This is a genomic window from uncultured Chitinophaga sp. (assembly GCF_937874145.1).
In the GTDB taxonomy this organism is placed as follows: Bacteria; Bacteroidota; Bacteroidia; order Chitinophagales; family Chitinophagaceae; genus Chitinophaga.
Map to the genome: position 1 here is coordinate 20,273 of NZ_CALNBI010000210.1, position 24,469 is coordinate 44,741.

Annotated in this window: 23 protein-coding genes; 8 read left to right on the forward strand and 15 right to left on the reverse strand. The window is 54.5% G+C overall.

Going from position 1 to position 24,469, the window contains the following annotated elements; translation table 11 throughout:
• From Q0510_RS10140 to Q0510_RS10185, 10 genes are all read right to left on the reverse strand, one after another.
• Positions 1-1,719, reverse strand: a complete 1,719-nt coding sequence (locus Q0510_RS10140) for a carboxypeptidase-like regulatory domain-containing protein (RefSeq protein WP_298710689.1) — start codon at positions 1,717-1,719, stop codon at positions 1-3.
• 277 nt (positions 1,720-1,996) lie between these two features.
• Positions 1,997-3,238 carry a lytic transglycosylase domain-containing protein gene (locus tag Q0510_RS10145; protein ID WP_298710692.1) on the reverse strand — a complete coding sequence of 414 codons (1,242 nt, stop codon included), beginning with the start codon at positions 3,236-3,238 and terminating at the stop codon, positions 1,997-1,999.
• A 15-nt stretch (positions 3,239-3,253) separates the two neighbouring features.
• On the reverse strand, positions 3,254-4,702 hold the full coding sequence (gatA, locus tag Q0510_RS10150; protein ID WP_298710695.1) for an Asp-tRNA(Asn)/Glu-tRNA(Gln) amidotransferase subunit GatA: 1,449 nt from the start codon (positions 4,700-4,702) through the stop codon (positions 3,254-3,256).
• Between the two features lie 81 nt (positions 4,703-4,783).
• On the reverse strand, positions 4,784-5,011 hold the full coding sequence (locus Q0510_RS10155; protein WP_109699868.1) for a twin-arginine translocase TatA/TatE family subunit: 228 nt from the start codon (positions 5,009-5,011) through the stop codon (positions 4,784-4,786).
• A 174-nt stretch (positions 5,012-5,185) separates the two neighbouring features.
• Complete coding sequence (rplS, locus tag Q0510_RS10160) at positions 5,186-5,533, reverse strand: 50S ribosomal protein L19 (RefSeq protein WP_109699867.1); 348 nt, start codon at positions 5,531-5,533, stop codon at positions 5,186-5,188.
• An 85-nt stretch (positions 5,534-5,618) separates the two neighbouring features.
• A complete protein-coding gene (trmD, locus tag Q0510_RS10165; protein ID WP_298710704.1) occupies positions 5,619-6,299 on the reverse strand; it encodes a tRNA (guanosine(37)-N1)-methyltransferase TrmD in 681 nt (226 codons plus the stop codon).
• Between the two features lie 12 nt (positions 6,300-6,311).
• Complete coding sequence (gene rimM, locus Q0510_RS10170) at positions 6,312-6,833, reverse strand: ribosome maturation factor RimM (protein ID WP_298710707.1); 522 nt, start codon at positions 6,831-6,833, stop codon at positions 6,312-6,314.
• A gap of 79 nt (positions 6,834-6,912) precedes the next feature.
• Positions 6,913-7,377, reverse strand: a complete 465-nt coding sequence (rpsP, locus tag Q0510_RS10175; protein WP_298710710.1) for a 30S ribosomal protein S16 — start codon at positions 7,375-7,377, stop codon at positions 6,913-6,915.
• Between the two features lie 124 nt (positions 7,378-7,501).
• Positions 7,502-8,821: a signal recognition particle protein gene (gene ffh / locus Q0510_RS10180; RefSeq protein WP_298710712.1), complete on the reverse strand. Its 1,320-nt coding sequence runs from the start codon at positions 8,819-8,821 to the stop codon at positions 7,502-7,504.
• A 106-nt stretch (positions 8,822-8,927) separates the two neighbouring features.
• Positions 8,928-9,803, reverse strand: coding sequence for an RNA polymerase sigma factor RpoD/SigA (locus Q0510_RS10185; RefSeq protein WP_206614510.1), 876 nt, complete (start codon positions 9,801-9,803; stop codon positions 8,928-8,930).
• A 394-nt stretch (positions 9,804-10,197) separates the two neighbouring features.
• On the opposite strand from Q0510_RS10185, the gene Q0510_RS10190 reads away from it, so the two are divergent.
• On the forward strand, positions 10,198-10,578 hold the full coding sequence (locus tag Q0510_RS10190) for an START-like domain-containing protein (RefSeq protein ID WP_298710715.1): 381 nt from the start codon (positions 10,198-10,200) through the stop codon (positions 10,576-10,578).
• 5 nt (positions 10,579-10,583) lie between these two features.
• Here Q0510_RS10190 and Q0510_RS10195 read toward each other — a convergent pair whose 3' ends face one another.
• The gene (locus Q0510_RS10195) at positions 10,584-11,189 is read right to left on the reverse strand and encodes a hypothetical protein (protein WP_298710718.1); all 606 of its coding nucleotides are present in this window, start codon (positions 11,187-11,189) and stop codon (positions 10,584-10,586) included.
• Between the two features lie 142 nt (positions 11,190-11,331).
• Between Q0510_RS10195 and Q0510_RS10200 the strand changes: the two genes are divergently transcribed.
• Entirely contained in the window at positions 11,332-12,771 is a 1,440-nt protein-coding gene (locus Q0510_RS10200) for an LptF/LptG family permease (RefSeq protein WP_298710721.1), read from the forward strand.
• 113 nt (positions 12,772-12,884) lie between these two features.
• Positions 12,885-14,090, forward strand: coding sequence for a glycosyltransferase family 39 protein (locus tag Q0510_RS10205; RefSeq protein WP_298710724.1), 1,206 nt, complete (start codon positions 12,885-12,887; stop codon positions 14,088-14,090).
• A 325-nt stretch (positions 14,091-14,415) separates the two neighbouring features.
• On the opposite strand, the gene Q0510_RS10210 is transcribed toward Q0510_RS10205, so the two are convergent.
• Positions 14,416-15,144 (reverse strand): superoxide dismutase, encoded by a 729-nt coding sequence (locus Q0510_RS10210; RefSeq protein ID WP_298710726.1) that lies wholly within the window; start codon positions 15,142-15,144, stop codon positions 14,416-14,418.
• Positions 15,145-15,710: 566 nt separating this feature from the next.
• Between Q0510_RS10210 and Q0510_RS10215 the strand changes: the two genes are divergently transcribed.
• The 5 genes from Q0510_RS10215 to Q0510_RS10235 are packed head-to-tail and all read left to right on the forward strand — an operon-like array spanning position 15,711 to position 21,282.
• Positions 15,711-16,814: a ThiF family adenylyltransferase gene (locus tag Q0510_RS10215; protein ID WP_298710728.1), complete on the forward strand. Its 1,104-nt coding sequence runs from the start codon at positions 15,711-15,713 to the stop codon at positions 16,812-16,814.
• Between the two features lie 28 nt (positions 16,815-16,842).
• A complete protein-coding gene (locus Q0510_RS10220; protein ID WP_298710731.1) occupies positions 16,843-17,541 on the forward strand; it encodes a hypothetical protein in 699 nt (232 codons plus the stop codon).
• A 58-nt stretch (positions 17,542-17,599) separates the two neighbouring features.
• On the forward strand, positions 17,600-19,759 hold the full coding sequence (locus Q0510_RS10225) for a 7TM diverse intracellular signaling domain-containing protein (RefSeq protein ID WP_298710734.1): 2,160 nt from the start codon (positions 17,600-17,602) through the stop codon (positions 19,757-19,759).
• Between the two features lie 22 nt (positions 19,760-19,781).
• Entirely contained in the window at positions 19,782-20,879 is a 1,098-nt protein-coding gene (locus tag Q0510_RS10230; protein ID WP_298710737.1) for a hybrid sensor histidine kinase/response regulator, read from the forward strand.
• Entirely contained in the window at positions 20,863-21,282 is a 420-nt protein-coding gene (locus Q0510_RS10235; RefSeq protein ID WP_298710740.1) for a response regulator, read from the forward strand. The genes Q0510_RS10230 and Q0510_RS10235 overlap by 17 nt, the downstream gene beginning before the upstream one ends.
• Positions 21,283-21,375: 93 nt before the next feature.
• Here the strand turns inward: Q0510_RS10235 and Q0510_RS10240 are convergent, their stop codons facing one another.
• From Q0510_RS10240 to Q0510_RS10250, 3 genes are all read right to left on the reverse strand, one after another.
• Positions 21,376-22,866, reverse strand: a complete 1,491-nt coding sequence (locus tag Q0510_RS10240; protein ID WP_298710743.1) for a trypsin-like peptidase domain-containing protein — start codon at positions 22,864-22,866, stop codon at positions 21,376-21,378.
• An 80-nt stretch (positions 22,867-22,946) separates the two neighbouring features.
• Complete coding sequence (locus tag Q0510_RS10245) at positions 22,947-24,182, reverse strand: HAMP domain-containing sensor histidine kinase (RefSeq protein ID WP_298710746.1); 1,236 nt, start codon at positions 24,180-24,182, stop codon at positions 22,947-22,949.
• Between the two features lie 22 nt (positions 24,183-24,204).
• Positions 24,205-24,469, reverse strand: a 265-nt coding sequence (locus Q0510_RS10250) for a winged helix-turn-helix domain-containing protein (RefSeq protein ID WP_298710749.1), incomplete at its 5' end; no start/stop codon positions are given.

Genomic DNA, 24,469 nt, shown 5'->3' on the forward strand with positions numbered 1-24,469 from the left:
TTATTGCGCCGCTATCCGCAACGCCTCAAAAGTACCGTTACTGATCGTTACCGTCGCCGTTCCGCCGAATTCCTCCGCCACACCTGAAAACGTTCCCTGCAACTTTTCCCCTACCTGCCCGAAAACGGAGATACCGACTTTCATTGTTTCGGAAACATAGCGCTTGCCGTTCAGTTCCAGCACCATCGTCACATCTTCGTAGTTACCGGCTGTTTCGCCTTCGAAATTCAAGGTCAGCTGGTGCGTACCGGCTACCATCGTGCAAAGCGTTTCATGGCTCCGGAAGTCGTACAGCGCCATCGCCACGAAGGTTTGCCCCGCCACGCCGCCGATCTGGATCTGCTGCTGGTTGTAGCCGCCACCATGTATCCGGAAGCGGACCGGGGTCATTTCTTCCCTGGGACAAATGCGCACATCTCCCAGTTCTTTACCCGATTCGTCTGCAGGAATAGCCACCGTCAACTCCGCGCTGCCGCCCAGCATATCGAATGCTTTCAGCAAAACGGTCTTGCCCTTCGGCCCGTATATCGTGAATTGCGACTGGTCGTTGGTATATGCGCTGCCGATGTGCTTGCCGTCAAGATAAATATTGACGAAACCGGCGTAAGGCCGTCCTTCGCAGTCGGTGAGCTTCCCGGACAGGGAAGGCCCGCAGGGGAAGGACAGGTTTTGGGTCATGGATTTACCTGCTGCCATGGCGGGAATGTCTGCCGTAGCGCCACGCCCGTTGTTCAGCCGGGGATCGAGGCGCGCGGTGGTGGCTCTGTTCGCAGGTACCCGCGCCTTGAACCGGCCGTCTTTATCCGTTGTAACGGTAATTTGGCCCAGCGTGACGTTGGCGCCGCCCACTCCTTTCGAAGCGCTCCTGCACGGATCATTCACGAAACCTTCCACCATGGCGGTTACTTCCGGCGCATCTACGTTCCAGGTGGAGAAGTGGCCGACGGTGCCGGTATAGAAATTCCCCTGCCGGGTGGCCTGCCCTTCTTCCTTCCACACCCCGGCTGCATTGTCGAAATGCCAAAGGGGAATCGTGTTGGGAGCAGTGGCCTGCTGGAATACGGGGATGGGAAATTTCACGGTGGAAGTTTTCCCGGCTTTGAGCTGGAGTTTATCGCCCGAGGGGCTTTCCATCTCCACGTCTACCATACCATAGGAGTACAGCATCACGGCGGATTGATCGGTCCGGATGGCGCTGAGATCGCCGCCGGGGATCTTCAGGCTGAAGTCGGGGTCTGCAGGGTCGATGTGTGTCACTGCCAGGTTGACCACGCCCGTGTATGTGGTGCCGTCGGCTTTCACGATGGCGCCCGCCGGAATCTGGACGGAAGCCCCTCCCGTTACGGTAAGCGTACCGCCTGCGGCAGACTGGAGGGTGTGGGTCACCTTTTTCGGTTTCAGTGTAAGGCGGACGGCGGCGGTATTGCCGCCGGCAGTGGTAAAGCGGCGGACCTGGCCATGATACCCGGCTTTGGAGCCCTGTACAAGTATCACGTTACCGGCTGCCATCTGGAGGCCCTGCATCACGAAAGTACCTTTTGCGTCTGTAGTAACCTGTTGAACATCGGATTTGACGGTGGCTCCGGGCATGGGGGCGCCATTTTCGTCGACAACCGTGCCGGTCAGTTCGATGGGGCCGCTGTAATTTCCGGGGGGGCCTTCTGCACCGGGCTCATTGCTTTTTTTGCATGCGGCCAGTAACAATACGGAAAGCAGCATGATTACGTGTGTCCGGCGGCGCCGGAAGTAGTTTTGGGGACGGAAGTGCATAATGCTGAATGATGAAGGGTAAATAATGGAAGCTGAAGTGCGAAAAAAGCAAAAGCTGCCAACTCCTGATTACCGGGTTGCGGGGAATGCCGGTTTTATGCACTGAAGCGTGGGATCTGGGGGGTGAAATGGGCGGGAGGGCGGATGTGTCGGGGCGGATACAGGGCAAAAAAAAGAGCAATGCTTTTCCTGCAATGCCCTTTTAGATATAAAAAGAATACGATTATTACTTCCTGGTGGTGGTTTGTTTTTTCGCCGGGGCTTTCTTAGCCACGGGTTTCTTGGCGGGAGCCGCTTTCACTTCAGGCTTTTTCACCGGGGCGGGGAACCTGCTCCTGTCTACGGTGGCGGCCTTATCGTCCAGCGTCATCTGGAGGGATTCTTTGAGGATCTCCTCTTTTTCCGCCTGGAAGAGTTTCATCTTCTCTTTGGGGATGCGCAGGTCGTAGCTGCTGGTTTCGCCGGCGAGGGCCTGTGCGAAGCCGGGGTTCAGCCGGGCCAGTTCATCGGTTTCCATGGCCAGCTTTTTGGCGATGGCTTCGATGCGGTATTTACCGGTTACATTGAACTCAACGGTGTTGAACATGTCTTCTTCGGTAAGGGGGGCCGCTTTCCGGAATTCGGTGGCGGTGTTCACCCTTGCGTTGGGGAGCGACACGTTTGCGGTCGTGTAATTGCTGCCTACGCCGAAGAAGGTGTTGAACCTGTCGAGGATATAACCCGTTGCAATGAATTTGTACACATGGTTGCGGGACTCCGCGGGCAGGAAGTACTGGATACCCCAGAAATCGCTGCGGCCGCTGATCTTCTGCGCACGCATCACACCGCCGGCGCCGCAGTTGTAAGCGGCTACCACCAGCAACCAGTCATCGAACCGGTCATATAATTCGTTGAGGTATTTGGCGGCGGCTACAGTGGATTTGTAGATATCCTTCCGTTCGTCTACTTTCTTTCCCACGCTCAGCCCGAAGATGCGGGCGGTGCCGCTCATGAACTGCCACATGCCCACGGCCCCTACACGGGAGCGGGCATTATGCATGAGGCTGGACTCGATCACCGCGAGGTATTTCATTTCCTCGGGGATGCCATGGTCCATAAATACTTTCTCGATCATCACGAAATATGGCGCGGACCGTTCCACCATCACCGAAAGGTGCTTGCTGTAGCGGTTGGCATAGTCGTTGATATAATTCTTTACGAAATTATTATTCATCTGCTCGTACACCTTGGGGGTACGAATCACAGAAGGAAGAGCCTGGGCAGCTCTTTTTACCGACATGGAGGCTGGAGCCCCGTGCACCGTCGTGTCTTTCGGCAGGTGCCCGGCCTTTTTCAAGGTAACGGAGGTATCGGCGGGTGCATCCTGTACGGAATACACCATCTCCTTATTCACCTCAACGCTGGCGGCAACTGCACTGGAACTCCCCACTAAAGCCGGCAATGATAGAAGTAAAAAGACTTTCGTCATACGCGTAGGTTTGTTTTAAACTGTATTCATTTGTTGCATCTGCAACACTGTTTCTGCAATTTCTAACAGGTTCTGCTCGTCTAATTCTTTAGTTATAATCTGTAGGCCATAAGGCATTCCGTTCGAATGCCTCGTTAAAGGAACGGATACCGCCGGAACCCCTGTGAGGTTGGCCAGCACCGTATAAATGTCGGCAAGGTACATCGCGATCGGATCATCTGTCTTCTCCCCGATTTTGAACGCAGTCGTCGGTACCGTGGGCAGGAGAATGGCGTCATATGCCTGCAGGATCTGCCGCATCTTTTCCACCACCAGCCGTCTCACCTGCTGCGCTTTCGTGAAATATGCGTCGTAATACCCGGCGCTCAGCACGAAAGTTCCCAGCAATATACGCCTTTTTACCTCTTTCCCGAAGCCCTCAGACCGGCTTTTCCTGTAGAAATCGGTCAGGTCCAGCCCCTTTTCCGGCGTCCGGTAGCCATATTTGACCCCGTCGTACCGGCTTAAGTTACTGGACGCCTCAGCCGTAGTCAACACGTAATACGCGGCAACTACGAAATCAAGGTATTCAAAATCAACCGCTTCCACGGTATGACCTTCCGCCTTTAACTGTTCAAAGAAACTTTCAAATCCTCCCCTCATTTCCGGATCCAGCCCTTCGTGATGAAGGGCATCCCTTAGATACGCGAATTTGCGCTTTTTATTGTGCAGATCGGTACTTAACTGATACTCAGGCACCTCACTTTGAGACGCCGTGCTATCATAGGCATCGGGACCGGCTATGACTTGCAGAACTTTCGCTACATCTGCAATATTCGAGCCAAAAATGCCTATTTGGTCAAATGATGAAGCATAAGCTAACAGGCCATGGCGGCTGATCCGGCCGTAACTGGGCTTCAGCCCCACGATACCGCAGAAATCCGCCGGCTGGCGTACCGAACCTCCGGTATCCGAGCCCAGGCTGACGTGGCAAAGCCCCGCCTGCACCGCTACCGCCGAACCACCCGACGATCCCCCCGGCACACGCGTTTCATCCAACGCATTGAGCGTGGGGCCGTAAGCGGAATTCTCGTTGGTAGAGCCCATCGCGAACTCATCACAATTCAGCCTGCCAATGATAATAGCCCCTGCTTCCAGGAGCCGTTCCACCGCCGTGGCATTGTAGAGGGACTCAAAACCCTCCAATATCCGGCTTGCCGCACTCACGGCATGCCCTTTGTAACATATAACGTCCTTGATGCCAACGACAACGCCCGCCAGCAAACCTGGCCGCTCTCCTCTTCGGATCTTTTCATCCAGGGAGCGGGCCTGCCGGAGGGCGTCTTCCGTAAAAACTTCCAGGTATGCGTTTAAATGACGGGTCTGCTCGATGCGGCCCAGGTACATACGTACCGTGTCCTCGCAGTTCGCTTTCCCGGCATACAACGCCTCCTGAAAAGACGATATACTGCTGTATTCAGTCAAACCCAAACCAGTTTAAATCTTACAATGGTAGATCTCTGCAAAAATCGGCGCTGCACCTGCTATTAGTCGCGGGTACAGGAATTAAGCCTGTTTCTTTACCTCGGACTCACGGATGCCTTCCTCTACTTCACGGCGCACATTGTCTTTCGCATCTTTGAACTCACGGATACCTTTACCCAGGCCACGCATCAGCTCAGGAATCTTCTTACCGCCAAACAGCAGTAATACCACAGCAGCGATGAGGATCAGTTCAGTCATACCGAGTTCCTGGAAAAGTAAAAAAGGTGATTTAACGAAAATAGCAGTCATTTCTCAGTTTTTTATAATGTTCGAGCTAACAAAGATAACGTTTATTTGGGCTTTCGCAAGCCCGCAGGCGGACTTTAATCGAGTTTTAAGGTCTTGCTAACAACCCCCATCCCACCAAATAAAAAAGCGGGAATCCTACCGGACCCCCGCATACTAATTTCCCTGTATAAAATACTAAACCCTTTTTTCCTTGATACGGGCTGCTTTACCCTGGCGCTCGCGCAGGTAGTACAGTTTAGCCCTTCTTACTTTACCAACTTTGTGCAGCAGGATGCTGTCGATGTTGGGAGAATACAGCGGGAACAGCCTTTCAACGCCTACCCCGTCAGAAATCTTACGAACAGTGAAAGTAGCCGTAAAACCAGTACCCTGGATCTTCACCACGTCGCCTTTGAAGGATTGGATACGCTCCTTGTTTCCTTCAACGATCTTATAGTTAACGGTAACGTTGTCACCGGCTTTAAACTTCGGAAATTGCTTGTTAGCAGTCAACTGCTCGTGAACAAAAGAAATCGCGTTCATCTTTCAATTATTATTAGGACGGCAAAGGTAAGGAAGAATATCCAATTACCAAGACCTTTTCCCGGTTTTTTAAAATTTATTTGATTCAATCATGGTCCAGCATGTCCGGCCGGCGGGCCTTCGTCCGCCTCACCGCCTCCTCATGCCGCCACTCGTCTATCTTCCGGTGATCCCCGCTCATGAGAATAGCAGGCACCTTCCAGCCCCGAAACTCCTCCGGACGGGTATACACCGGCGGCGCCAGCAAATCGTCCTGGAATGAGTCGAAAAGCGCCGAAGTCTCGTCGCCCAGCACCCCGGGCAACAACCTTCCCACCGCATCCACCACCACCGCCGCGGCAAGCTCCCCGCCCGACAGCACGAAATCCCCAATGGAGATCTCCATCGTCACGAAGTGCTCCCGCACCCGCTCGTCGATCCCTTTATAATGACCGCAGATAATCAACAGGTTACCCTTCATCGACAACCGGTTGGCCGTCCGCTGGTCGAACGTTTGCCCGTCCGGCGTCATGTAGATGATCTCATCGTAGGCCACTTCCTTCTGCAGCGACTCGATGGCGTTCACCAGCGGCTCGATCATCATCACCATCCCCGCGCCCCCGCCGAACTGGTAATCGTCGGTCTGGCTGTTTTTCAGCGTGGAATAGTCGCGCAGCTGGTGTACGTTCACCTCCAGCAGGCCCTTGTTCCGCGCCCTTTTCATGATCGAATGGGAGAAAGGGCTCTCCAGCAGATCGGGCTGTACGGTAATGATGTCTATCCGCATATCGTTTTTCTGTTACCCTAAATAAATGTCGAGCAGCCCGGCCGGCAGGTCGAGGTGCAGGATCTTACCCTTGCGGTCCACCTTCAGCATGGTTTGCTCGTTCAGCGGCAGCAGCATTTCCTTTTCGCGGTAGGTAACGCGGGCCAGCAGCTGATGCGGCATCTCGATGATCTCGTCTATCGGCCCCAGCTCCCCATGCTCCTTGTCCTGCGCCGTAAAGCCCAGCAGGCTCAGGGGCGCCTGGCCGGAAGCCTGGGCCTGGAAGTCTTCCTCCTGGAGATAAACCCCCTTCTGCAAATACCCCCTGGCCGATTCCCGCGTGCCGATCCCCTCCAGCTTGAGGTAGATGTGCTCCGCGTCTTTCGCCCGGGCTTTCTGCACGAAATAAGGGAGAAAACTGCCTTTCCGCTCCTCGATGAAGATGGCCGTCACGTCTTTCAGGGAAGATCGCTTGCCGAGGCTGTGCTTCAGCAGCAATTCCCCGTCCGTACCGTGAACGGCGGCCAGTTTGCCGATATTGAAATAATTCGCCATGAGAACGGGTGGTGATAAAAAGCAAAAAGGGAATCTTTGCGAGCAAATCTTCCCTTTTTGAAATGTGTTATACTGTCGATTATGCTTCTGCCGGTGCTTCGCCTTCTTCAGCGGCGGGAGCGCTCGGAGCTACGTCCTCAACTTTACGAACTACCGGAGCGGCAGGACGTACTACTCTTTTCTGGCTTTCGCGGCGGGCAGTCACTTTCTCTTCGTGCTCAGCCTGCCATTGCTCGAACTTGGTGTAAGCGGTAGGTTCGTCGAACAAACCGAGTTTCACACCGCGGAGCAGGTGCTTCAGGTACAGTACGCCTTTGAAAGACAGGATTCTACGAACAGTGTCGGTGGGTTGAGCACCTTTCTGCAGCCAGCGGAGCGCTTTCTGCGTGTCAATGTTGATAGAAGCCGGTACAGTCAGGGGATTGTAGGTACCGATTTTCTGAATGAATTTACCATCACGGGGCGCGCGGGCATCAGCCACTACGATAAAGTAAAAAGGTCTTTTCTTGGCGCCGTGTCTCTGTAATCTGATCTTAACTGGCATAAATAAGTCGAATTATTTTTTGCGAGTGGTGAAAAAAAATTGTTTCTATTGGGGCAGCAAATGTATAGCTTAAAATGAATTTCACAAAATAAAACTTCACTTTTTACTTTTGCCGCTATTTTAACTATCTCATCTTGAGCCCTTTGGCTCCTCCGGGCATCTTATTCATCATTTTCATCATCTGCCGCATCTGCTCAAATTGCTTCATGAACTGGTTCACGTCGGAAATCTCCTTGCCAGCCCCCTTCGCAATACGGCGGCGGCGGCTGCCGTCGATCAAATCGGGATTGGCCCGCTCCGCCGGCGTCATGGAATTGATCATGGCCTCGATGCCCTTGAACGCGTCGTCGCTGATGTCCAGGTCCTTCACGGCCTTGCCCACCCCAGGGATCATGCCCAGCAGGTCTTTGATGGAACCCATCTTCTTGATCTGCGCCAGTTGCTCTTTGAAATCGTCGAAATCGAACTGGTTCTGGCGGATTTTCTTTTCCAGCTTCTTGGCCTGCTCTTCGTTGAACTGTGCCTGCGCCCGCTCCACCAGCGTGGTGATGTCGCCCATGCCCAGGATACGCTGCGCCATACGCTCAGGGTAGAACACGTCGAGCGTGTCGAGCTTTTCGCCCATAGACACGAACTTGATCGGCTTCTGCACCGTGTAGGTGATGGTCAGCGCCGCACCACCGCGGGTGTCGCCGTCCAGCTTCGTGAGCACGATACCGGAGAAGTCGAGCTTTTCGTTGAACGCCTTGGCGGTATTCACCGCATCCTGGCCGGTCATGGAGTCCACCACGAAAAGGATTTCCTGGGGCTGCACGGCCTTTTTCACGTTGCTCACCTCGGTCATCATCACCTCGTCGACCGCCAGGCGGCCCGCGGTGTCGATGATCACGACGTTATTGCCGTTGGCTTTGGCCTGTTTGATGGCGTTTTCCGCGATCTGTACGGCGTTCTTGTTCTCGGGTTCGCTATATACTTCCACCCCGATCTGCCCGCCGAGCACCTGCAGCTGGTCGATCGCCGCGGGACGGTAAATATCCGCCGCCACGAGCAAGGGTTTCTTGTTTTTCTTGGATTTGAGGAAATTGGCCAGCTTGCCGGAGAAGGTGGTTTTACCCGAACCCTGCAGGCCCGCGATGAGGATCACGGTGGGATTGGCTTTCAGCTCCAGCTCCACCTCGGTGTTGCCCATCAGTTCCACCAGCTCGTCTTTCACGATCTTCACCATCAGCTGGCCGGGAGAGATGGCGGTAATTACCTTTTCGCCGAGGGCTTTGTCTTTTACTTTATCGGTAAAGTCTTTAGCGATTTTATAGTTCACGTCCGCGTCCACCAAAGCGCGGCGGATCTCTTTCACGGTAGTAGCGATGTTTATCTCCGAGATGCGCCCCTCGCCTTTCAGCTGTTTAAAGGCCGACTCGAGCCGCTCTGATAATGATTCAAACATATTCGTAAGCTGGTATGATCTTTAAAAAATGCAAAATGGTGAATATTTCGAATATTCACCATTTGGACTGCAAAAATAAGTTTTTACTGCGTTCGCGGGAAAAAAATCAGCCGCCGAGGTAATTCCGCAGGAGTTTGCTGCGGGAAGTAGTGCGGAGCTTGGTGATCGCCTTGTCTTTGATCTGGCGTACGCGTTCGCGGGTAAGACCGAATTTTTCGCCGATATCTTCGAGGCTCATGGGATGTTCCACGCCGATGCCGAAATAGAGCATGATCACGTCTTTCTGGCGGTCGGTGAGGGTGGAAAGGGAGCGTTCGATCTCGCGGCGGAGGGAATCGTGGTGGTCGAGCTCCTCGTCTGCCGATACGGCGTTGGGGTTCTCGAGCACGTCGAGCAGGGAGTTGTCTTCCCCGTCGATGAACGGCGCGTCCATAGACACGTGGCGGGCGGCAACACCCAGGGTGGCTTCCACTTCCTCGGTATTGATTTCGAGGATGGTGGCCAGCTCGTCGGGCGAGGGCTCGCGTTCAAATTCCTGTTCCAGCTGGGAATAGGCTTTGGAAATCTTGTTGGAGAGCCCCACTTTGTTCAGCGGGAGGCGCACGATGCGCGACTGCTCTGCCAGGGCCTGGAGGATGGACTGACGGATCCACCATACGGCGTATGAGATGAATTTGAACCCGCGGGTTTCATCGAAGCGCTGGGCGGCTTTGATGAGGCCGAGGTTTCCTTCGTTGATAAGATCTGAGAGGGAAAGGCCCTGGTTCTGGTACTGTTTGGCGACAGATACCACGAAGCGGAGGTTGGCCTTGGTTAGTTTTTCTAACGCGCGCTGGTCGCCCTGCTTGATGCGGATGGCCAGGTTGACTTCTTCTTCCGGCGTAATGAGATCCACTTTGCCGATCTCCTGCAAATACTTTTCTAGCGACTGGGACTCACGATTCGTGATGGACTTCGTGATTTTTAGTTGGCGCATTGACATAGCACGGGAACAGTTACAGGTTATTTAAAAGTTAATTTAGAAGAATGCCCAACAAAAATAACTTTTTTTAGATACGACCCAAAAAAAATTACTAACCATTGAATCCTTTTCAAGCAAAATCGATTGTTGGTGATAATCCGTTCGTGTTATACTGCATTAACCGGCACTGGTACTGGATTCACCGTTGATTGTCATGGTAATGGAAGACGGGTTGGCTTAAATCTGTAATCCGTTGCAAAATACATAAAATAATATTTTTATATGCCTTTTAGTTGTAAATCGTGAAAATGAAGGGATTAGGCGAAAAAATGTTTTTCAAAATTTATTTTGATAGAATAAATATTTTTCTATAATTGCAGGCAGATGATTTTGATTTTTATAATAATACAGTGCGATGTCAAAGAAAGTGCAATATGAGTTAGAATATCCGGTGCGGTGCTCTCCTAGTATTCTTTTCGAGTTTTTATCAACCCCGGCAGGCCTCCAGGAGTGGTTTGCAGACAAGGTAGATTTCCGGGACAATGTTTTCTCCTTTTCCTGGAACGGATCAGCAGAGGAAGCAGAAGTACTGGAACAGGAAGAAGACGAGTTTATCCGTTTACATTGGACACACGCTCCCAAAAACGAGTATTTCGAATTCCGTATCCGGATTTCAGAAGTAACCAACATGACGATCCTGGTCATCAAGGATTTTGCAGAGAAAAAAGAAGTGGCGGATCAAAGCCAGCTCTGGGATTACCAGATCAAGGACCTTTTCCACCGTATCGGCAATTAACCTGACTATCTGACTGAGGAACCACCCAGCCAGCCCAGCAGCGAAGCATAACTGGCCGCCGCAACGGGCATGATTTTTTCCCAATCCCTCAACTTACACTGTTTAGCTAATTTGAAGAAAGGCTTCCGCAGGAGCTCCTCCCATTCCGTTTGCGAAACGGATGCGGCCGCGCGGTAGTTGTCTTCCCTGAAATGATGCTGCCAGGGATCGTCGTTGACACAAACGTACCATCCCGCGGATGCGACGCGTTCGTGCATGCCCGTTAGCGCGCCACGGTGGCGCTCCAGCGCCCCGCCCGCCAGGTGCAGCGTGAGGCTGAAAAACCTGCCCCACCAGAAAAACGTGCGGCAGGCAAAGATGCTTTCCCGCCCGAAGGCGCGCGGATAATCCAGCATGACGTATGGCAACCCTTCATATTGCTCCCCGCGCGAAATCTTCGGCGGGTCCGACTCCCCGGCACCATACCTCCCGATCACCGCATCGGCCTCCATGGCCGTTTGCAAGGCCCCGAAAAGGGCATACACCTTCCCGATTACCCTGTTCTTCGTCAGAATGATTTCCGCATCGGCCGCCAGGGCCATTTCACTGGCCGTCAGTTCATACGCTTGCATATCAAAAATATTAACGGATTTTTGGGCGCGCCGCTGTTCCTCCTGTCCGGATTCGTGTTAACTTTGTGCGGCCGCTTTTCAAAATTAATCTGAAAACCAGGCCTTTTTACATTTTACCATTTTATTTTTTATTCGCCGATACGTGAAGCAACTCGATAAACTGATCATCAAAACCTTCGTAGGCCCGTTCATCGCCACTTTTTTCGTGACGCTGTTCGTGCTGATCATGCAGTTCATCTGGAAATATATCGACGACCTCGTGGGCAAAGGCCTCGATACACCGGTGATCATAGAGCTGCTCGTCTATACCAGCGCCAGCCTCGTGCCCCTCGCCCTCCCCCTGGCAGTGCTCCTCTCCTCCATCATGACCTTCGGCAACCTCGGCGAAAGCTTCGAACTGGTAGCTATCAAGTCTGCCGGCATCTCCCTGCTCCGCTTCATCCGCCCCCTGCTGTTCCTCTCGATCGGCATCGGCATCGGCGCTTTCCTCTTCGCCAACTACGTCATCCCCATCGCCAACCTCCGCGCCAAATCCCTCCTCTACGATATCACCAACTCCAAGCCCGCCTTCAATATCAAACAAGGCGTGTTCTACAGCGATATCCCGGGATACACCATCAAAGTCGCCAGAAAAGAAGCCGATAACAAGACCATCCACCAGGTGATGATCTATGAAAATACCGTGGGCGATAAAAATCCGCGCATCATCCTCGCCGAAAAAGGCACCATGGAGCTCTCGGGCGACAAACGCTACCTCCTCTTCACGCTCTACAACGGCTGGAGATACGAAGAACGCGGCAACACCCGCGCCCAGCAAGGCAATGAGCTCATCCGGCTTGGGTTCGACAGGTACATCAAACCCTTCGACCTGAAATCGTTCGCCCTCAACCGCCTGCCCATGGACCTCTTCGCCAACAACCAGCAGATGCTCAACGTACGTCAGCTGGATTACGGCATCGATTCGCTCCGCCGGATCGACTCCGCCCTGATCCGTACCGTGAACGCCTATGTGACCTCGCGCTATCCCTTCTACAAATGGAAAGACACGGGCTGGGCCGCCAACGTCGCCCCGCTGAAAGTGGATACCTTTTATAATTCCATCCCCGAAGCCAACCGCCGTTATGTCGTTGAGCGGGTGGAATCGAACCTCCGTGAAACGGAATCTTCCCTTACTACTTCCGCCAAAGATTACACGGACAACAAAGAGCGCATCTCGCTGTTCAAAGTGGAATGGCAGCGCAAATTCTCGCTGGCGGCGGCCTGCGTGGTGCTCTTCCTCATCGGCGCGCCGCTGGGTTCCATCATCCGCAAAGGCGGGCTGGGTACGCCCCTGGTGTTCGCGGTGATCTTCTTCGTGATCTTCAATATCTTCTTCATGACGGGCGAAAAAATGGCCCGCCGCGAGGTGATGGCCTCCTGGAGCGGGATGTGGCTCGCCAACATCGTGCTGCTGCCCATTGCCGCGTTCCTCGTGTACAAGGCGATGAACGACAGCCAGCTTTTCAACAAAGAATTCTACTTCCGCTTCTACCAGAAAATGAAGAAGGAATGGCAAAAACGCTTCAAAAAAGAGCCTGCCTGAGTTTGCGGCACGGTTGATGCGGTAAGAACGATTTTCCCGGAGGGCACTACCGCCCGGGGGAACTGCGTTATTACGGTTGAACAGGCCGTTGACCGGCAAACCATATCAGACTCATGAAGCAAATCCTGATCGTTTTGGCAGCAGCGCTGCTATTCCTTCCATTTCCCGTTTTTTACCAGGCAGGCATCCCGCCCGTCGCGGAAGCGCCGCTGTACGGATGGCTGCAAGCCGCTTCCGAAGCTATTTTCGGGGCAGGGCCCTTTGCCATGCGCGTGCCGAATGCGCTGGCGGGCATCCTCACGGTGCTGACCTGTTTCCAGGTCGGGAAGCAGCGGCAGGACGAACGTTTCGGGATGTGGTGGGCGCTGATGCTGGCCGGTTCCTGGCTGCCGCAGCTGCTCTTCAGGACCGGTGCGCCGATGATCTGGGGGAATTATTTCCTTTTCCTGTCCGTTTACCTGGCCTACCGGGTAACCTGGACGTCGAAACCCTGGCGCGCCGCCGCGCTTTCGGGCGTAATGCTGGGGCTGGCGACACTGTCCGCCGGATTCATGGCGCCGCTTATCGCCTTGCTCACGGGGCTCGTCTACTGGACCTGGAAGCGTTTCCATACCGGCATGAAGTGGCCCCTGCTGCTGTTTATCATTATGATGGCGGCGGTTTCCGCGGGCTGGTATTACGCCTGGCTGGGATGGAGCGGCGGGCTGAAGGGGCTGCACATACAACCGTTCCCGGCTCCCGGCGCGGCTTTTTCCGGGCATTGGCTCGCCATGCTGGCCTGCTTCCCGGCAGTAGCATTTCTTTTCACCTGGCTGCAAACCGCGCGCACGCGCTCCATTTACCTGGCGCAACCGGCCGAAAACCGGGACCTTACATGGTGGATGTGGGCCTTCTTCTGGACCGGGCTGCTGGCGCTGGCCGTGATGCGCGCGCCCCTGGCGGGCGCTTCGCTGCTGCATATTCCGCTCAGTTACCTGGCTACGGTGCAGGTGTACCGCGTGCTGGAAGGCCGCCTGCGGCTGAAACCCTGGAATTTTATCCTGCTGCTGCTCGTAGGCCTGGGAACCGGCCTGGCACTGGCGCTGCTGCCTTTGGCGGGAGTTTACCAACCGGAGGCGCTTCCCAAATGCTTCCGCGCGGATGCCGACTGGCAGGTAGCTGAAATGGCTTACGGCATCGTGTATATGATCCTGGTGGCGGCCGGCGCGGCGATGGTGGGGAAGAAACAGGCGCAGGAAGGGCTGCTGGTGATGCTCGCCGGCGGGATGCTGCTGATCGCCTTCGCGGCGATGCGGTTTGTGCCGAAGCTCCTTCACTAAGAAAACTTACTTTTTACTACTGCAAAAGGTGCCGCGTTAACGTATACCGTGGTGACGCTTTTCAGCGGCACGTAAACTAATTGTAAACAAATTACAATATACATGTAAACATCGCGTCCTGCAAATTATCATGACCGGTTTAGTACTGTTACAGTACTGTATCCGTACTGAATCCCTACTGAGCCATTACTACAAGTTGGTGTAAACCATTTTTAGGACGTGACCACCGTCCCTCATCGACCGATCTTTTACGACGTGACCTATAAAAAAGCGACCGCTGCCTGGGAGGCGGCGGTCGCTTTTATGAACGGGGCCTTGCGGCTTTTTACTTTTTGAGGGCTTCTTCGTAGAGGGCGCTCACTTTTTCCCAGTTTACCACGTTCCAGAAAGCCGAGATGTAATCGGGGCGTTTGTTCTGGTGTTTGAGGTAGTAGGCGTGCTCCCAGACGTCGAGGCCGAGAACGGGTGTACCCTGTACTTTGGCGATGTGCGTCATCAGCGGGTTGTCCTGGTTGGGGGTGGAAGTGATGGCGAGCTTGCCGTCTTTTTTCACGATGAGCCAGGCCCAGCCGGAGCCAAATACGCCTTTGGCGGCGTCGGCGAACTGGGTGCGGAAGGCTTCGTCGGAACCGAAGGCCGCGGTGATGGCGGATTTCAGTTTGGCGGAGGGCTCGGTTTTGGAGGGCGACAAGATGCTCCAGAAGAAGGAGTGGTTATAATGGCCGCCGCCGTTGTTTCGGATGGCGGTGTCTGTCGGCTTGACGGACGCCAGGATCTGCCCGAGGGATTTGGCGGCCAGGGGGCTCGCTTTCAGCGCATCGTTCAGGTTCTTGACATAGCCCGCGTGGTGCTTGCCGTGGTGGATTTCCATGGTGAGCTGGTCGATATTCGGCTCCAGTGCGCCAACGGCGTAAGGGAGGGGCGGCAGCTCGAAGGGTGCTTTGGCTGCGAGGAGTTCCTTGTTCTGCTCGCCTGCGGCAAAAAGCCCCGAGGGATTGGCCAGGGCGGCCACGCCGGCCAGTCCGGCCAGTTTTATGAATTCTCTCTTATTCATAATGAACATATTATTATTACAAATCTATTATTTCCGGCGTAAAACCATGCAAATATTACACCAATGCTTGCGGTTTTACTAATTTGCGTCTACGGAAGTCCGTATTTTGGAATTAATTCAAAATAATGCCATCGAGAATCGTTTAATTTGAATTTTATTGCTATTTTACTTTTCTATTCATGTGTAAGCTGTAGTGTACTTAATCATTTTGAAAAGATGAAGCCATTTATCCCTGGAGCCAGGACCTGCCCGCGAAAGAATGCAAGTGAAGCCGCCGGCGTGCCTGACTGCCAATTCCGGCGAAATCCGGGTATCGTCCATCCCCCCTTAATAGTTAGTTCAAGCGCAATTCTTTTCCGTTAAAGTTCATTAATTAATACCCCTGTTTCCTGCAAAGGAAAGGTAACACAGGATTTTATAGCTGGCTCACCGCAATCGGTTGGGTTAGCGGCAACTCAGTTCTCGACCGGCCGGCGCCGATAATGCCGGGCGGATTTTGATTTTTAACAACAATTAGAGCACAAGGGCCAATTTATCATTAAAAGAAAATCGAGCGTAGCGGCAGTATGACACTCAAGGAACGCATACAAAAGACACAGTCGGCGCCTGTCACCTTCTCCCCGGAGTTTTATTACCCGAGCCGGGTGGCAGACCAGGAAGCCTTGCAGCAGTTGCTGCAGGAGCACCCGCACATCAGGGTATATGATGAGCTGGGCAGCCAGCTCCGGGAGCTGGTGAAGATCCAGCACCCTACCCGCCGCCTCAGTGAAGCGGAAACGGCAGCAGCCGTACAGGCCCACCTGAACGGCGTTCCGGAAGAGCAGTACGGCGTTTGGGTATATTATCCGTGGACGGCCAGGCTGGTCCACCTGCTCGATAAACCCGAATTCATCGCCCTGCGCACTTCGCGCAATATGCATAAGATCACCGCCGCGGAGCGGGATGTCTTACAGGAAAAGAAAATCGGCGTCATCGGCTTGTCGGTAGGCCAGACCATCGCCCTCACCCTGGCCATGGAGCGGGTGTGCGGGGAACTGCGGCTGGCGGACTTCGACGCGGTGGAGCTGACCAATATGAACCGGCTGCGCACCACGGTCGACAACCTGGGGATGCCCAAGGTGATCGTGGCGGCCCGGGAAATAGCTGAAATGGACCCGTTTTTGACGGTGAAGATATATCGTGACGGGGCTACGGAGCAGAACCTGGATAGCTTCCTGACCGATGGCGGCAAGCTGGACGTGCTGGTGGAAGAGTGTGACGGGATCGACGTGAAGATCCTCAGCCGGCAGAAAGCCCGCAAGCATGGCATCCCGGTGGTGATGGACACCAACGACCGGGGCATGCTCGACATCGAGCGGTTCGACCTGGACCCGGAATACCCGCTGCTGCATGGGCTCATCCCTCCCATCGAGGACCTGAGCACGCTGAAGCATTTGTCCAACGAAGAAAAGATTCCTATCCTGGGGCCTATGGCAGGCATGGCGCACATGAGCCCCCGTATGAAATATTCGCTGGGAGAGATCGGCAAAACCATCACCACCTGGCCACAGCTGGCCTCCTCCGTTATGTTAGGCGGGGCGCTGGTGACGGACACTTGCCGGAGGATCCTGCTGGATCAGCTACGCAGTTCCGGCAGGTATTATGTGGATTTCGATCAACTCATTCAATAACGCCCAATTCAACTAAACGAAGCAATCAATGAGCGCACCGATCAACGTTAGGGCATTTTTCGCACCAGACGACCCGGAAGCATGCATGCGGTTTTACGAGGGCCACAGTAAGCTGTTGCAGATTTACTTTGGCATCCATAAGATCACCTCCGGCAATGTGGACTGGCTCCATCACAAAAACACGGTTGTGGTGATCGTGGAAGACGAGACCGGCACCAAAACGTACGGCGGGGCCCGTGTACAGATTGCCGACGGGGTGCTGCCCCTCCCCATCGAGATGGCGGTAGGCAAGTACGACCCGAAGGTGTATACCGACGTGGTGCCCGGCAGCGCGGAGATCTGCGGACTGTGGAACTCCAAGGAGGTGGCCGGCATGGGGATCGGGAGCCTGATCCTGAGCAGGGTTTGCGTAGCGCTGACCTCGCAGCTCCCTGTTGGCAACGTCCACGTACTTTGCGCCCCGGTAACCGTGAGGGGCGCCAAGCGGGTGGGCGCGGTGATCGATACTTCGCTGGGAAATGAAGGAGTGTTTTATTATCCGAAAGACGACCTCGTGGCTACGGCCATGATCATACGCGATAACCACGAACTGGCAAGCGCCGATCCCTCGGAGCAGGCGCTCATACGCGATTTGCGCAGCAGCCCCAACCAGATCAGGACCGAAACGGGACCGAAAGGGACCTTCGAGGTGAATTACATGCTGGGATTGCCGCAAATGGTTCCGTAAAATCCATTATGTTTGCTGCGAAATTTCGCCGCCTGACTATAACAACCGTGAACTGAAAATGTCTATACGCTTTTTCGCCCTCATCCTGCTTTCCCTGGCTGCCCATTTCACGACCCGCGCGCAAACGCCGGTCGTGTTCAACGATAGCGCCAAACTGATGCAGGTCGGCGAATTCCTCGACCTTTATATCGACAGTTCCAACGCCCTCACCATCGACCAGGTGCGCGAGCAGGCTTTCAAGCCCTCGGGCGCCAAAGTCCCCAATCTCCAGATCACGCCCTTCACCAGCTGGGCGCGGCTGCACGTTACCAACGCCTCCCACCTCAACCGCCTCCTGCTCGAAGTGGAATATCCCACCATCGACGAAATATCGCTGTACGAAGTATTGCCGGGCGGCGGATACAAAGTGACCGACCTGGGGCAGTTCCAGCCGTTCCACCTGCGGCCCATCGACCATCAGAATTACATTTTCCCCCTCGATATCGCACAGGGGCAAACCCGTGAATATTACCTGAAGATCCGTGCGGGCGAGCAGGCCCAGCTGCCAGTGTACCTGGGAGCGGAAACTACGCTGGTGGCCAAGAACACCGAGCGTAACTTTATTTTCGGGCTCTACGCCGGCATCATCCTCGTGATGGCGCTGTACAACTTCTTCATCTGGCTCACGGTACGCGACAACAGCTACCTCATTTACGTGAGCTATATCATTTGCGTGGGGCTGACGCAGGCTTCGCAGCAGGGGTATTCGTTCCGGTTCCTCTGGCCGAACAGTCCCTGGCTGGCGATGCACGATACCCTGCTGATCCCGGTTTTTAACGGCATCACCGCAGCGCTTTTCATTCAATCCTTCCTTCACACCCGCGAAAAGTACAAGTTGGGGCATAAACTCCTCACCGGCGTGGTGGTAGCCTACAGTCTTGCCCTGGTGCCCACGTTCATGAGCAACCACTTCGTGGCCAACATGATGACCCAGATCATTGCCATGACGGCCTCGATCCTGGCGATATTCGTCGGCTTCAAGGTATGGCGCAAGGGGTACGGGCCTGCGGCTTATTTCCTGGTGGCCTGGGGGATCTTTTTGGCGAGCGTGTGCATTTTCGTGCTGCGGAACTTCAACATCCTGCCGTACAACGACTTTACGTATTACGCCCTGCAGGTAGGCTCCGCCGCGGAAGTTACCCTGCTGTCTTTCGCTCTGGCCAATAAAATCAACATTTACCGGAAGGAGAAAGAGGAATCCCAGGCGGTGGCGCTGCGGATTGCGCAGGAGAACGAGCAGCTGGTGCGCGAGCAGAACGTGATTTTGGAAGCCAAGGTGGCGGAACGGACCGAGGCGTTGCAGTCGTCCAACAGCGAGCTGAACAAGACTTTGACGAACCTGAAGAACGCCCAGACGCAGCTGGTGGAGGCCGAGAAGATGGCTTCGCTCGGTCAGCTGACAGCAGGTATCGCCCACGAGATCAACAACCCCATCAACTTCGTAACGTCCAACATCAAGCCGCTGAAGCTTGATTTTGAAGATATCCGCTCACTGCTGCGCAAGTACGACACGATCCGCCCCGGCGAGGATGTGGCGGCGCAGCTGGCCGAGATCGACCGGTACAAGCAGCAGATCGATATCGATTACCTGCATGAAGAAGTGGAGACCCTGATCAAAGGGATCGAAGACGGCGCGAACCGCACTGCCGAGATCGTGAAAGGGCTCCGGACGTTCAGCCGCCTCGACGAAAGCGACCTCAAATTCGTGGACATCCATGAGGGCCTCAATTCCACCATGGTATTGCTCCGCAACAATATCCCCAAGAATGTGACCGTGCATTACGATTACGGCGAACTACCGAAAATCGAGTGCTTCGCAGGGAAGCTCAACCAGGTGTTCCTCAACATCATCAACAACGCCCTGAACGCCATCAAGATGAAACCCGAACAGGGCGATGAGCACCTTACGGTCAAAACCCGGCTGGAGGCCGACCAGATGGTCAGCATCAGCATCAGGGACACTGGTATCGGTATGTCGGACAAGGTAAAGGAAAAGATTTTCGAGCCTTTCTTCACCACCAAAGACGTGGGTGAGGGAACCGGGCTTGGCCTGTCCATCGTTTTCAGTATTATCGAGAAGCACCACGGGCGGATCGTGGTAAATTCAGAACCCGGCAAGGGAGCGGAATTTATCATATATTTACCTCAGAATGTGCCTATCGCCCAGAGTCATGCGTAAATAAAAGCAGAAAGAACCCTACATGAAAAATAACCGTATCAGGATTTTGTACATCGACGACGAGGTACATAACCTTAATGCATTCCGCGCGAATTTCCGCAGAACATACGAGATATATACCGCGAGTTCTGCTGCCGAAGGTATGCAGGTACTGAAAGGAATCGAGGTCCACATCATCATTGCGGACCAGAAAATGCCCACTACTACGGGGGTGGAGTTCTTCAACGAGATCAAGGATCTGCTGCCCGACCCCATCCGCATCCTCCTCACCGGTTACACCGATGTGGAAGATATCATCGACGCCATCAACAAGGGGCATATCTTCTCCTACATCAAAAAACCCTGGGACGAGCACGAGCTGTTCAAGACCATCAATAACGCATACGAAATCTATTCCGCCCGTAAACAGCTGAAAGAAAAGGTGCTGGAACTGGAAAAAACGAATGATGAGCTCAACCGGTTCATCTATTCCACTTCCCACGACCTCCGGGCGCCCCTCATGAGCGTGCAGGGCATCATCAACCTCAGCCGGCTCGATAATACGATGACCGACCCGCAGGGGTATATGGGGATGATTGAGGTCTGCATCACCCGGCTCGACAGCTTCATCCAGAAAATCATCGAGTATTACCGGAATTCGCGGCTGGACCTGGAGTACGAAAAAATTGATTTCCAGGCACTGATGAGCGATTGCATCGATACGTTCAAGCACCAGAACACCAATATCGGCTTCAATGTTACGGTAGACCAGCCGGTGCCGTTCAAGGGCGACTTCTTCCGTATCAGCGTTATCCTGAACAATCTGATCAGCAATGCCGTTAAATATCAGAAACCGGACGAATCCTCCCCGCAGGTGAACCTTTCGGTAAAAGTGGAGCCGCATAAAGCGACGATCAGGATTGAAGACAACGGAATCGGGATCCTCAGCGAGCACCTGAGCAACATTTTCAAGATGTTCTTCCGCTCCAAGAACAACAACAAGCCCGGAAGCGGTATTGGCCTGTATATTGTTAAAGAAGCCCTGAACAAGATAGGGGGCACCATCGGCGTAGACTCCCGTTACGGAGAAGGCACGCAATTTGAAATTACCATTCCGAACAGAAATGAATTCGATACCTGATCTTCGCGTAATATTAATCGACGATAACGACATCGATCTGCTCCTGCATGAACGGTTGATTTCCATTCAGCAGATCAGCCGCACGATCCTGTCTTTCAGCAATGCCAATAAAGCGCTGGAGTTCCTTTCCAGCAACATCACCCTGCCCCACATCCCGCCCACCGTCATCCTCCTCGATATCCAGATGCCGGAAATGGACGGGTTCGAGTTTCTCCGTTCGTTCGATTCCTATCCCCAGAAGATCAAGAACCAGTGCTATATCATCATGGTATCATCGTCCCTGGATTTCGGGGATATCTCCCGCACCAACGCCAATCCCATGGTAATCCGCCTGTTAAAGAAGCCGCTCCAGCCCAGGGAGCTCAAAGATGTGATAGAGGGAATTTTCCGCGATCAGAACTGAGCATAAAAAAGGCTTCTTCATGCGAGATGAAGAAGCCATATATGTTCCCCGGGCCGAGGCCCGGAAAACGGCCCCCCTGGTTACAATTCCTTTTTAGTTTTCGTTGATACCGTAATAATACGTCTTTCCACTGCCGGGATACGTCCCTTCGATCTGGAAATTGCCGTTCTGGCGCGCCAGGGCCGCTTTCAGTTCGTCTACCGTGCGTACGGCGATGCCGCCTACCCGGGTAATCACAAATCCTTCCTTCATATTCGTTTGTTGGTCCAGCAGGCCGCCTTCTTCCAGGGATTGCACCTGTACGCCACCTGCGATACCCATCCGGGCTGCATCCTGGCGCGAAAGTGCTGCAAAATCAGCTCCCAGAGCGCTCACCGAAGTATTATTGCCTGCGGTCATATTGCCGAGCTTGCCTTTCAGGGTAGCTTCCACCTTGCTTTCCGCACCATTGCGCAGTAAAGAGAGCGCCACCTTGTCTCCGGGCTTGAGCCTGGCGATTTGTTCGGAAAGCTCAGACCCGGTATGTACCGCGCTGCCGTTCACCGAAGTAATCACGTCGCCTTGCTTCACGCCTGCCGCAGCCGCAGCACCCGCGGGATCGGTACCGATCACGTATACGCCACCGGTATTGTCGGCGGTGATGCCCAGTTGTTTTTTCTGCGTATCGTCGAGGTTATCGGGCGCCATGGAGATGCCCAGGTAACCGCGCTGCACGCTGCCGAACTGCTTGATGTCGTTGATCACTTTCTTCATGAGGTTCGACGGAATGGAGTAGGCATATCCCGCATAAGCCCCTGTGGGCGATGCTATGGCGGAGTTGATGCCTACCAGTTCGCCGTTCGTGTTCACTAATGCGCCGCCACTGCTGCCGGGGTTCACGGCCGCGTCGGTCTGCAGGAAGGCTTCCACCGGGGCGGAACCCTGGCGGTTGATGCCGATGCTGCGCGATTTGGCGCTGATGATGCCCTGCGTAACCGTTACGTCGAGGTTGAGGGGATAGCCGATAGCCAGCACCCATTGGCCCAGGCGCACATCGTCGGAGTTGCCGACGGGGATGGCGGGGAGGTCTTTCGCGTCGATTTTAATCAGCGCCAGGTCCGTATTGGGATCGGTGCCGATCACTTCCGCTTTGTAGTTCTTGCGGTCGGTGAGGGTGACGGTGATCTCGGAGGCGCCGTCGACCACGTGGTTATTGGTCACGATAAAGCCGTCGGGGCTGATGATCACGCCGGAACCGGAGGCTTTCTGGTCCGGGCGGTTGTATTGCCTGCGGGGGCCTCCGTCGCCGAAGAAGTGGCGGAAGATATCATCGTCCATCCCTTCGAACTGCTGCCGTTGCGCGGATTGTTTGAATTTTACGACCGTGCGGATGTGCACGACGGAGGGCACCGCGTTCCCTGCCGCTTTTTCAAAATCAGTAGGCTGGGCCGAAGCCGGGCCTGTATATGCTGTTTGAATCAGGGGTTGGGAATCATTGAAAGCGATACCGTCCGAAAATCTGCCGGCCTTGCCGCTGAGGGCGAAACCGCCGGCTACTACGGCTCCTGCGATGAGGAGGCCTGTGAAGAGTTTCTTTTTGTTCATAGTATCCAGGTTTTTTGATAGCGTAAAACTGCCATGGCATTCTGAATACTTTCTGAATATCGGGGACCGGGGGGCGGATTTTAACTTTTCATTATCACCTGGAAGTTGTGGAGCCCGTGCTCCCAGGCGTATTTCACTTCGAACCCATACAGGTCGCAAACCTTGCGGACGATCTCCAGTCCCAGCCCCATCGACTCGGCATCTTTGCTGTTTTTGGCGAAGCGCTGGAAGATGCGGTCTTCCTGCAGCGGGTAAGGCTGCCCCGTGTTGGAGACGGTCAGCGTGCCATTTGCGCCCTTTACCAGCAGCTTCCCTCCCGCCACATTATGCCGGATGGCATTGGAGAGCAGGTTGCCGAGCAGGACTTCCAGGAGATTGGGGCTCATATTTACTTCCAGCTGATCGAGCCAGTCTTCTTCAACACGCAGCTGCTTTTGCGCGATCTGCGGTTCGTATTGGCCCAGCAGGTGGCGGGCCGTATCGCGGACGGACACATCGGCCGTTTCGGGGAACTGCCCGTTCTGGATGCGCGTAAGGAGGAGGAGCCCTTTGTTCAGCCGGGCCATGCGGTGGCTGGCGTCCGCCAGTTCGGTAATGAGAGCGGCCTGGTCTTCCGTCAGCGGGTTGGTTTGCATGAGCATTTCCAGTTTGCCCTGGAAAACGGCCAGCGGGGTCCGCAGTTCATGGGAAGCGTTCTCCGCGAATTCTTTCTGGGAGAGATAGGATTGCCGGCTTCTTTCCGCCAGCTGTTCCACCGCGGTATTCAGCTCCTTGAACTCGCTGATGTTGGAAGGCGCCAGCTGCAGCGGCGCGGGATCGTCGACCTTGTACGCCCGCAGTTTGCGAAGCGTCTGGTAGAAGGGTTTCCAGATGCGGCGCGCGAGGGATTGATTGATCAGCAACAGGCCCGACAGCAGCAGGATCAGCAACACGGATTGAAAAATAATGATGCTCCCGATGAGGCGCTGATGGTTGGCCAGTGAAGATTTGATTTGCAGGCGGTAGGTTTCGCGGTTGATGACGAGGTACGAGGTGAGCAGGCGGTGGCGGTCGGAGGTGTACAGCGAATCGCTGCCGGGGCGTGTGGGTGCTTTTTCGAGGGTGATGCCGTCGTCGAGCCGGGGCTGCGGTGCGCCGGGGTGGATCTCCATGACGCGGAGGCGCGGGATGAGCTGGGTTTTGGTGGCTTCCAGGCTGGCGTCGATGTTGGAGATCACGATGCGTTGCAGCACGTAATAAAAGACGGGGATGGCCACCATGAGGAGCACGATGGACAGCCAGAAATAATATTGCAGGGTCTTGTTGAGCAGCTTCATCGGGAGATCGTTTTATGGTCTGTCAGGGTGCTTCGAGCTTGTAACCCATGCCGTATACGGCTTTGATGTGATCAGTCCATCCGGCCTGTATGAGTTTCTTTTTAAGATTTTTCATGTGGGCGTAGATGAAATCGTAATTATCGAAGAGGCCTTCGCCGTCGCCCGAGAGGTGTTCGGCGATGGCGTGTTTGGAGACGACGCGGTTGCGGTTGGTGAGCAGGTAGAGGAGCAGATCGTATTCGGAGCGGGTGAGATCGGCTGCCTGGCTGCCTACACGGACGGTACGG

Coding starts and splice junctions, on each gene's coding strand:
- Q0510_RS10225 (WP_298710734.1), top strand. CDS start 17,600: ATGTCTATACGCTTTTTCGCCCTCATCCTGCTTTCCCTGGCTGCCCAT.
- Q0510_RS10185 (WP_206614510.1), bottom strand. CDS start 9,803: ATGTCAATGCGCCAACTAAAAATCACGAAGTCCATCACGAATCGTGAG.
- Q0510_RS10230 (WP_298710737.1), top strand. CDS start 19,782: ATGAAAAATAACCGTATCAGGATTTTGTACATCGACGACGAGGTACAT.
- trmD (WP_298710704.1), bottom strand. CDS start 6,299: ATGCGGATAGACATCATTACCGTACAGCCCGATCTGCTGGAGAGCCCT.
- ffh (WP_298710712.1), bottom strand. CDS start 8,821: ATGTTTGAATCATTATCAGAGCGGCTCGAGTCGGCCTTTAAACAGCTG.
- Q0510_RS10240 (WP_298710743.1), bottom strand. CDS start 22,866: ATGAACAAAAAGAAACTCTTCACAGGCCTCCTCATCGCAGGAGCCGTA.
- Q0510_RS10210 (WP_298710726.1), bottom strand. CDS start 15,144: ATGAATAAGAGAGAATTCATAAAACTGGCCGGACTGGCCGGCGTGGCC.
- rimM (WP_298710707.1), bottom strand. CDS start 6,833: ATGGCGAATTATTTCAATATCGGCAAACTGGCCGCCGTTCACGGTACG.
- Q0510_RS10220 (WP_298710731.1), top strand. CDS start 16,843: ATGAGCGCACCGATCAACGTTAGGGCATTTTTCGCACCAGACGACCCG.
- Q0510_RS10245 (WP_298710746.1), bottom strand. CDS start 24,182: ATGAAGCTGCTCAACAAGACCCTGCAATATTATTTCTGGCTGTCCATC.
- Q0510_RS10145 (WP_298710692.1), bottom strand. CDS start 3,238: ATGACGAAAGTCTTTTTACTTCTATCATTGCCGGCTTTAGTGGGGAGT.
- rplS (WP_109699867.1), bottom strand. CDS start 5,533: ATGAACGCGATTTCTTTTGTTCACGAGCAGTTGACTGCTAACAAGCAA.
- Q0510_RS10155 (WP_109699868.1), bottom strand. CDS start 5,011: ATGACTGCTATTTTCGTTAAATCACCTTTTTTACTTTTCCAGGAACTC.
- Q0510_RS10195 (WP_298710718.1), bottom strand. CDS start 11,189: ATGCAAGCGTATGAACTGACGGCCAGTGAAATGGCCCTGGCGGCCGAT.
- Q0510_RS10205 (WP_298710724.1), top strand. CDS start 12,885: ATGAAGCAAATCCTGATCGTTTTGGCAGCAGCGCTGCTATTCCTTCCA.
- Q0510_RS10215 (WP_298710728.1), top strand. CDS start 15,711: ATGACACTCAAGGAACGCATACAAAAGACACAGTCGGCGCCTGTCACC.
- rpsP (WP_298710710.1), bottom strand. CDS start 7,377: ATGCCAGTTAAGATCAGATTACAGAGACACGGCGCCAAGAAAAGACCT.
- Q0510_RS10140 (WP_298710689.1), bottom strand. CDS start 1,719: ATGCTGCTTTCCGTATTGTTACTGGCCGCATGCAAAAAAAGCAATGAG.
- Q0510_RS10190 (WP_298710715.1), top strand. CDS start 10,198: ATGTCAAAGAAAGTGCAATATGAGTTAGAATATCCGGTGCGGTGCTCT.
- Q0510_RS10235 (WP_298710740.1), top strand. CDS start 20,863: ATGAATTCGATACCTGATCTTCGCGTAATATTAATCGACGATAACGAC.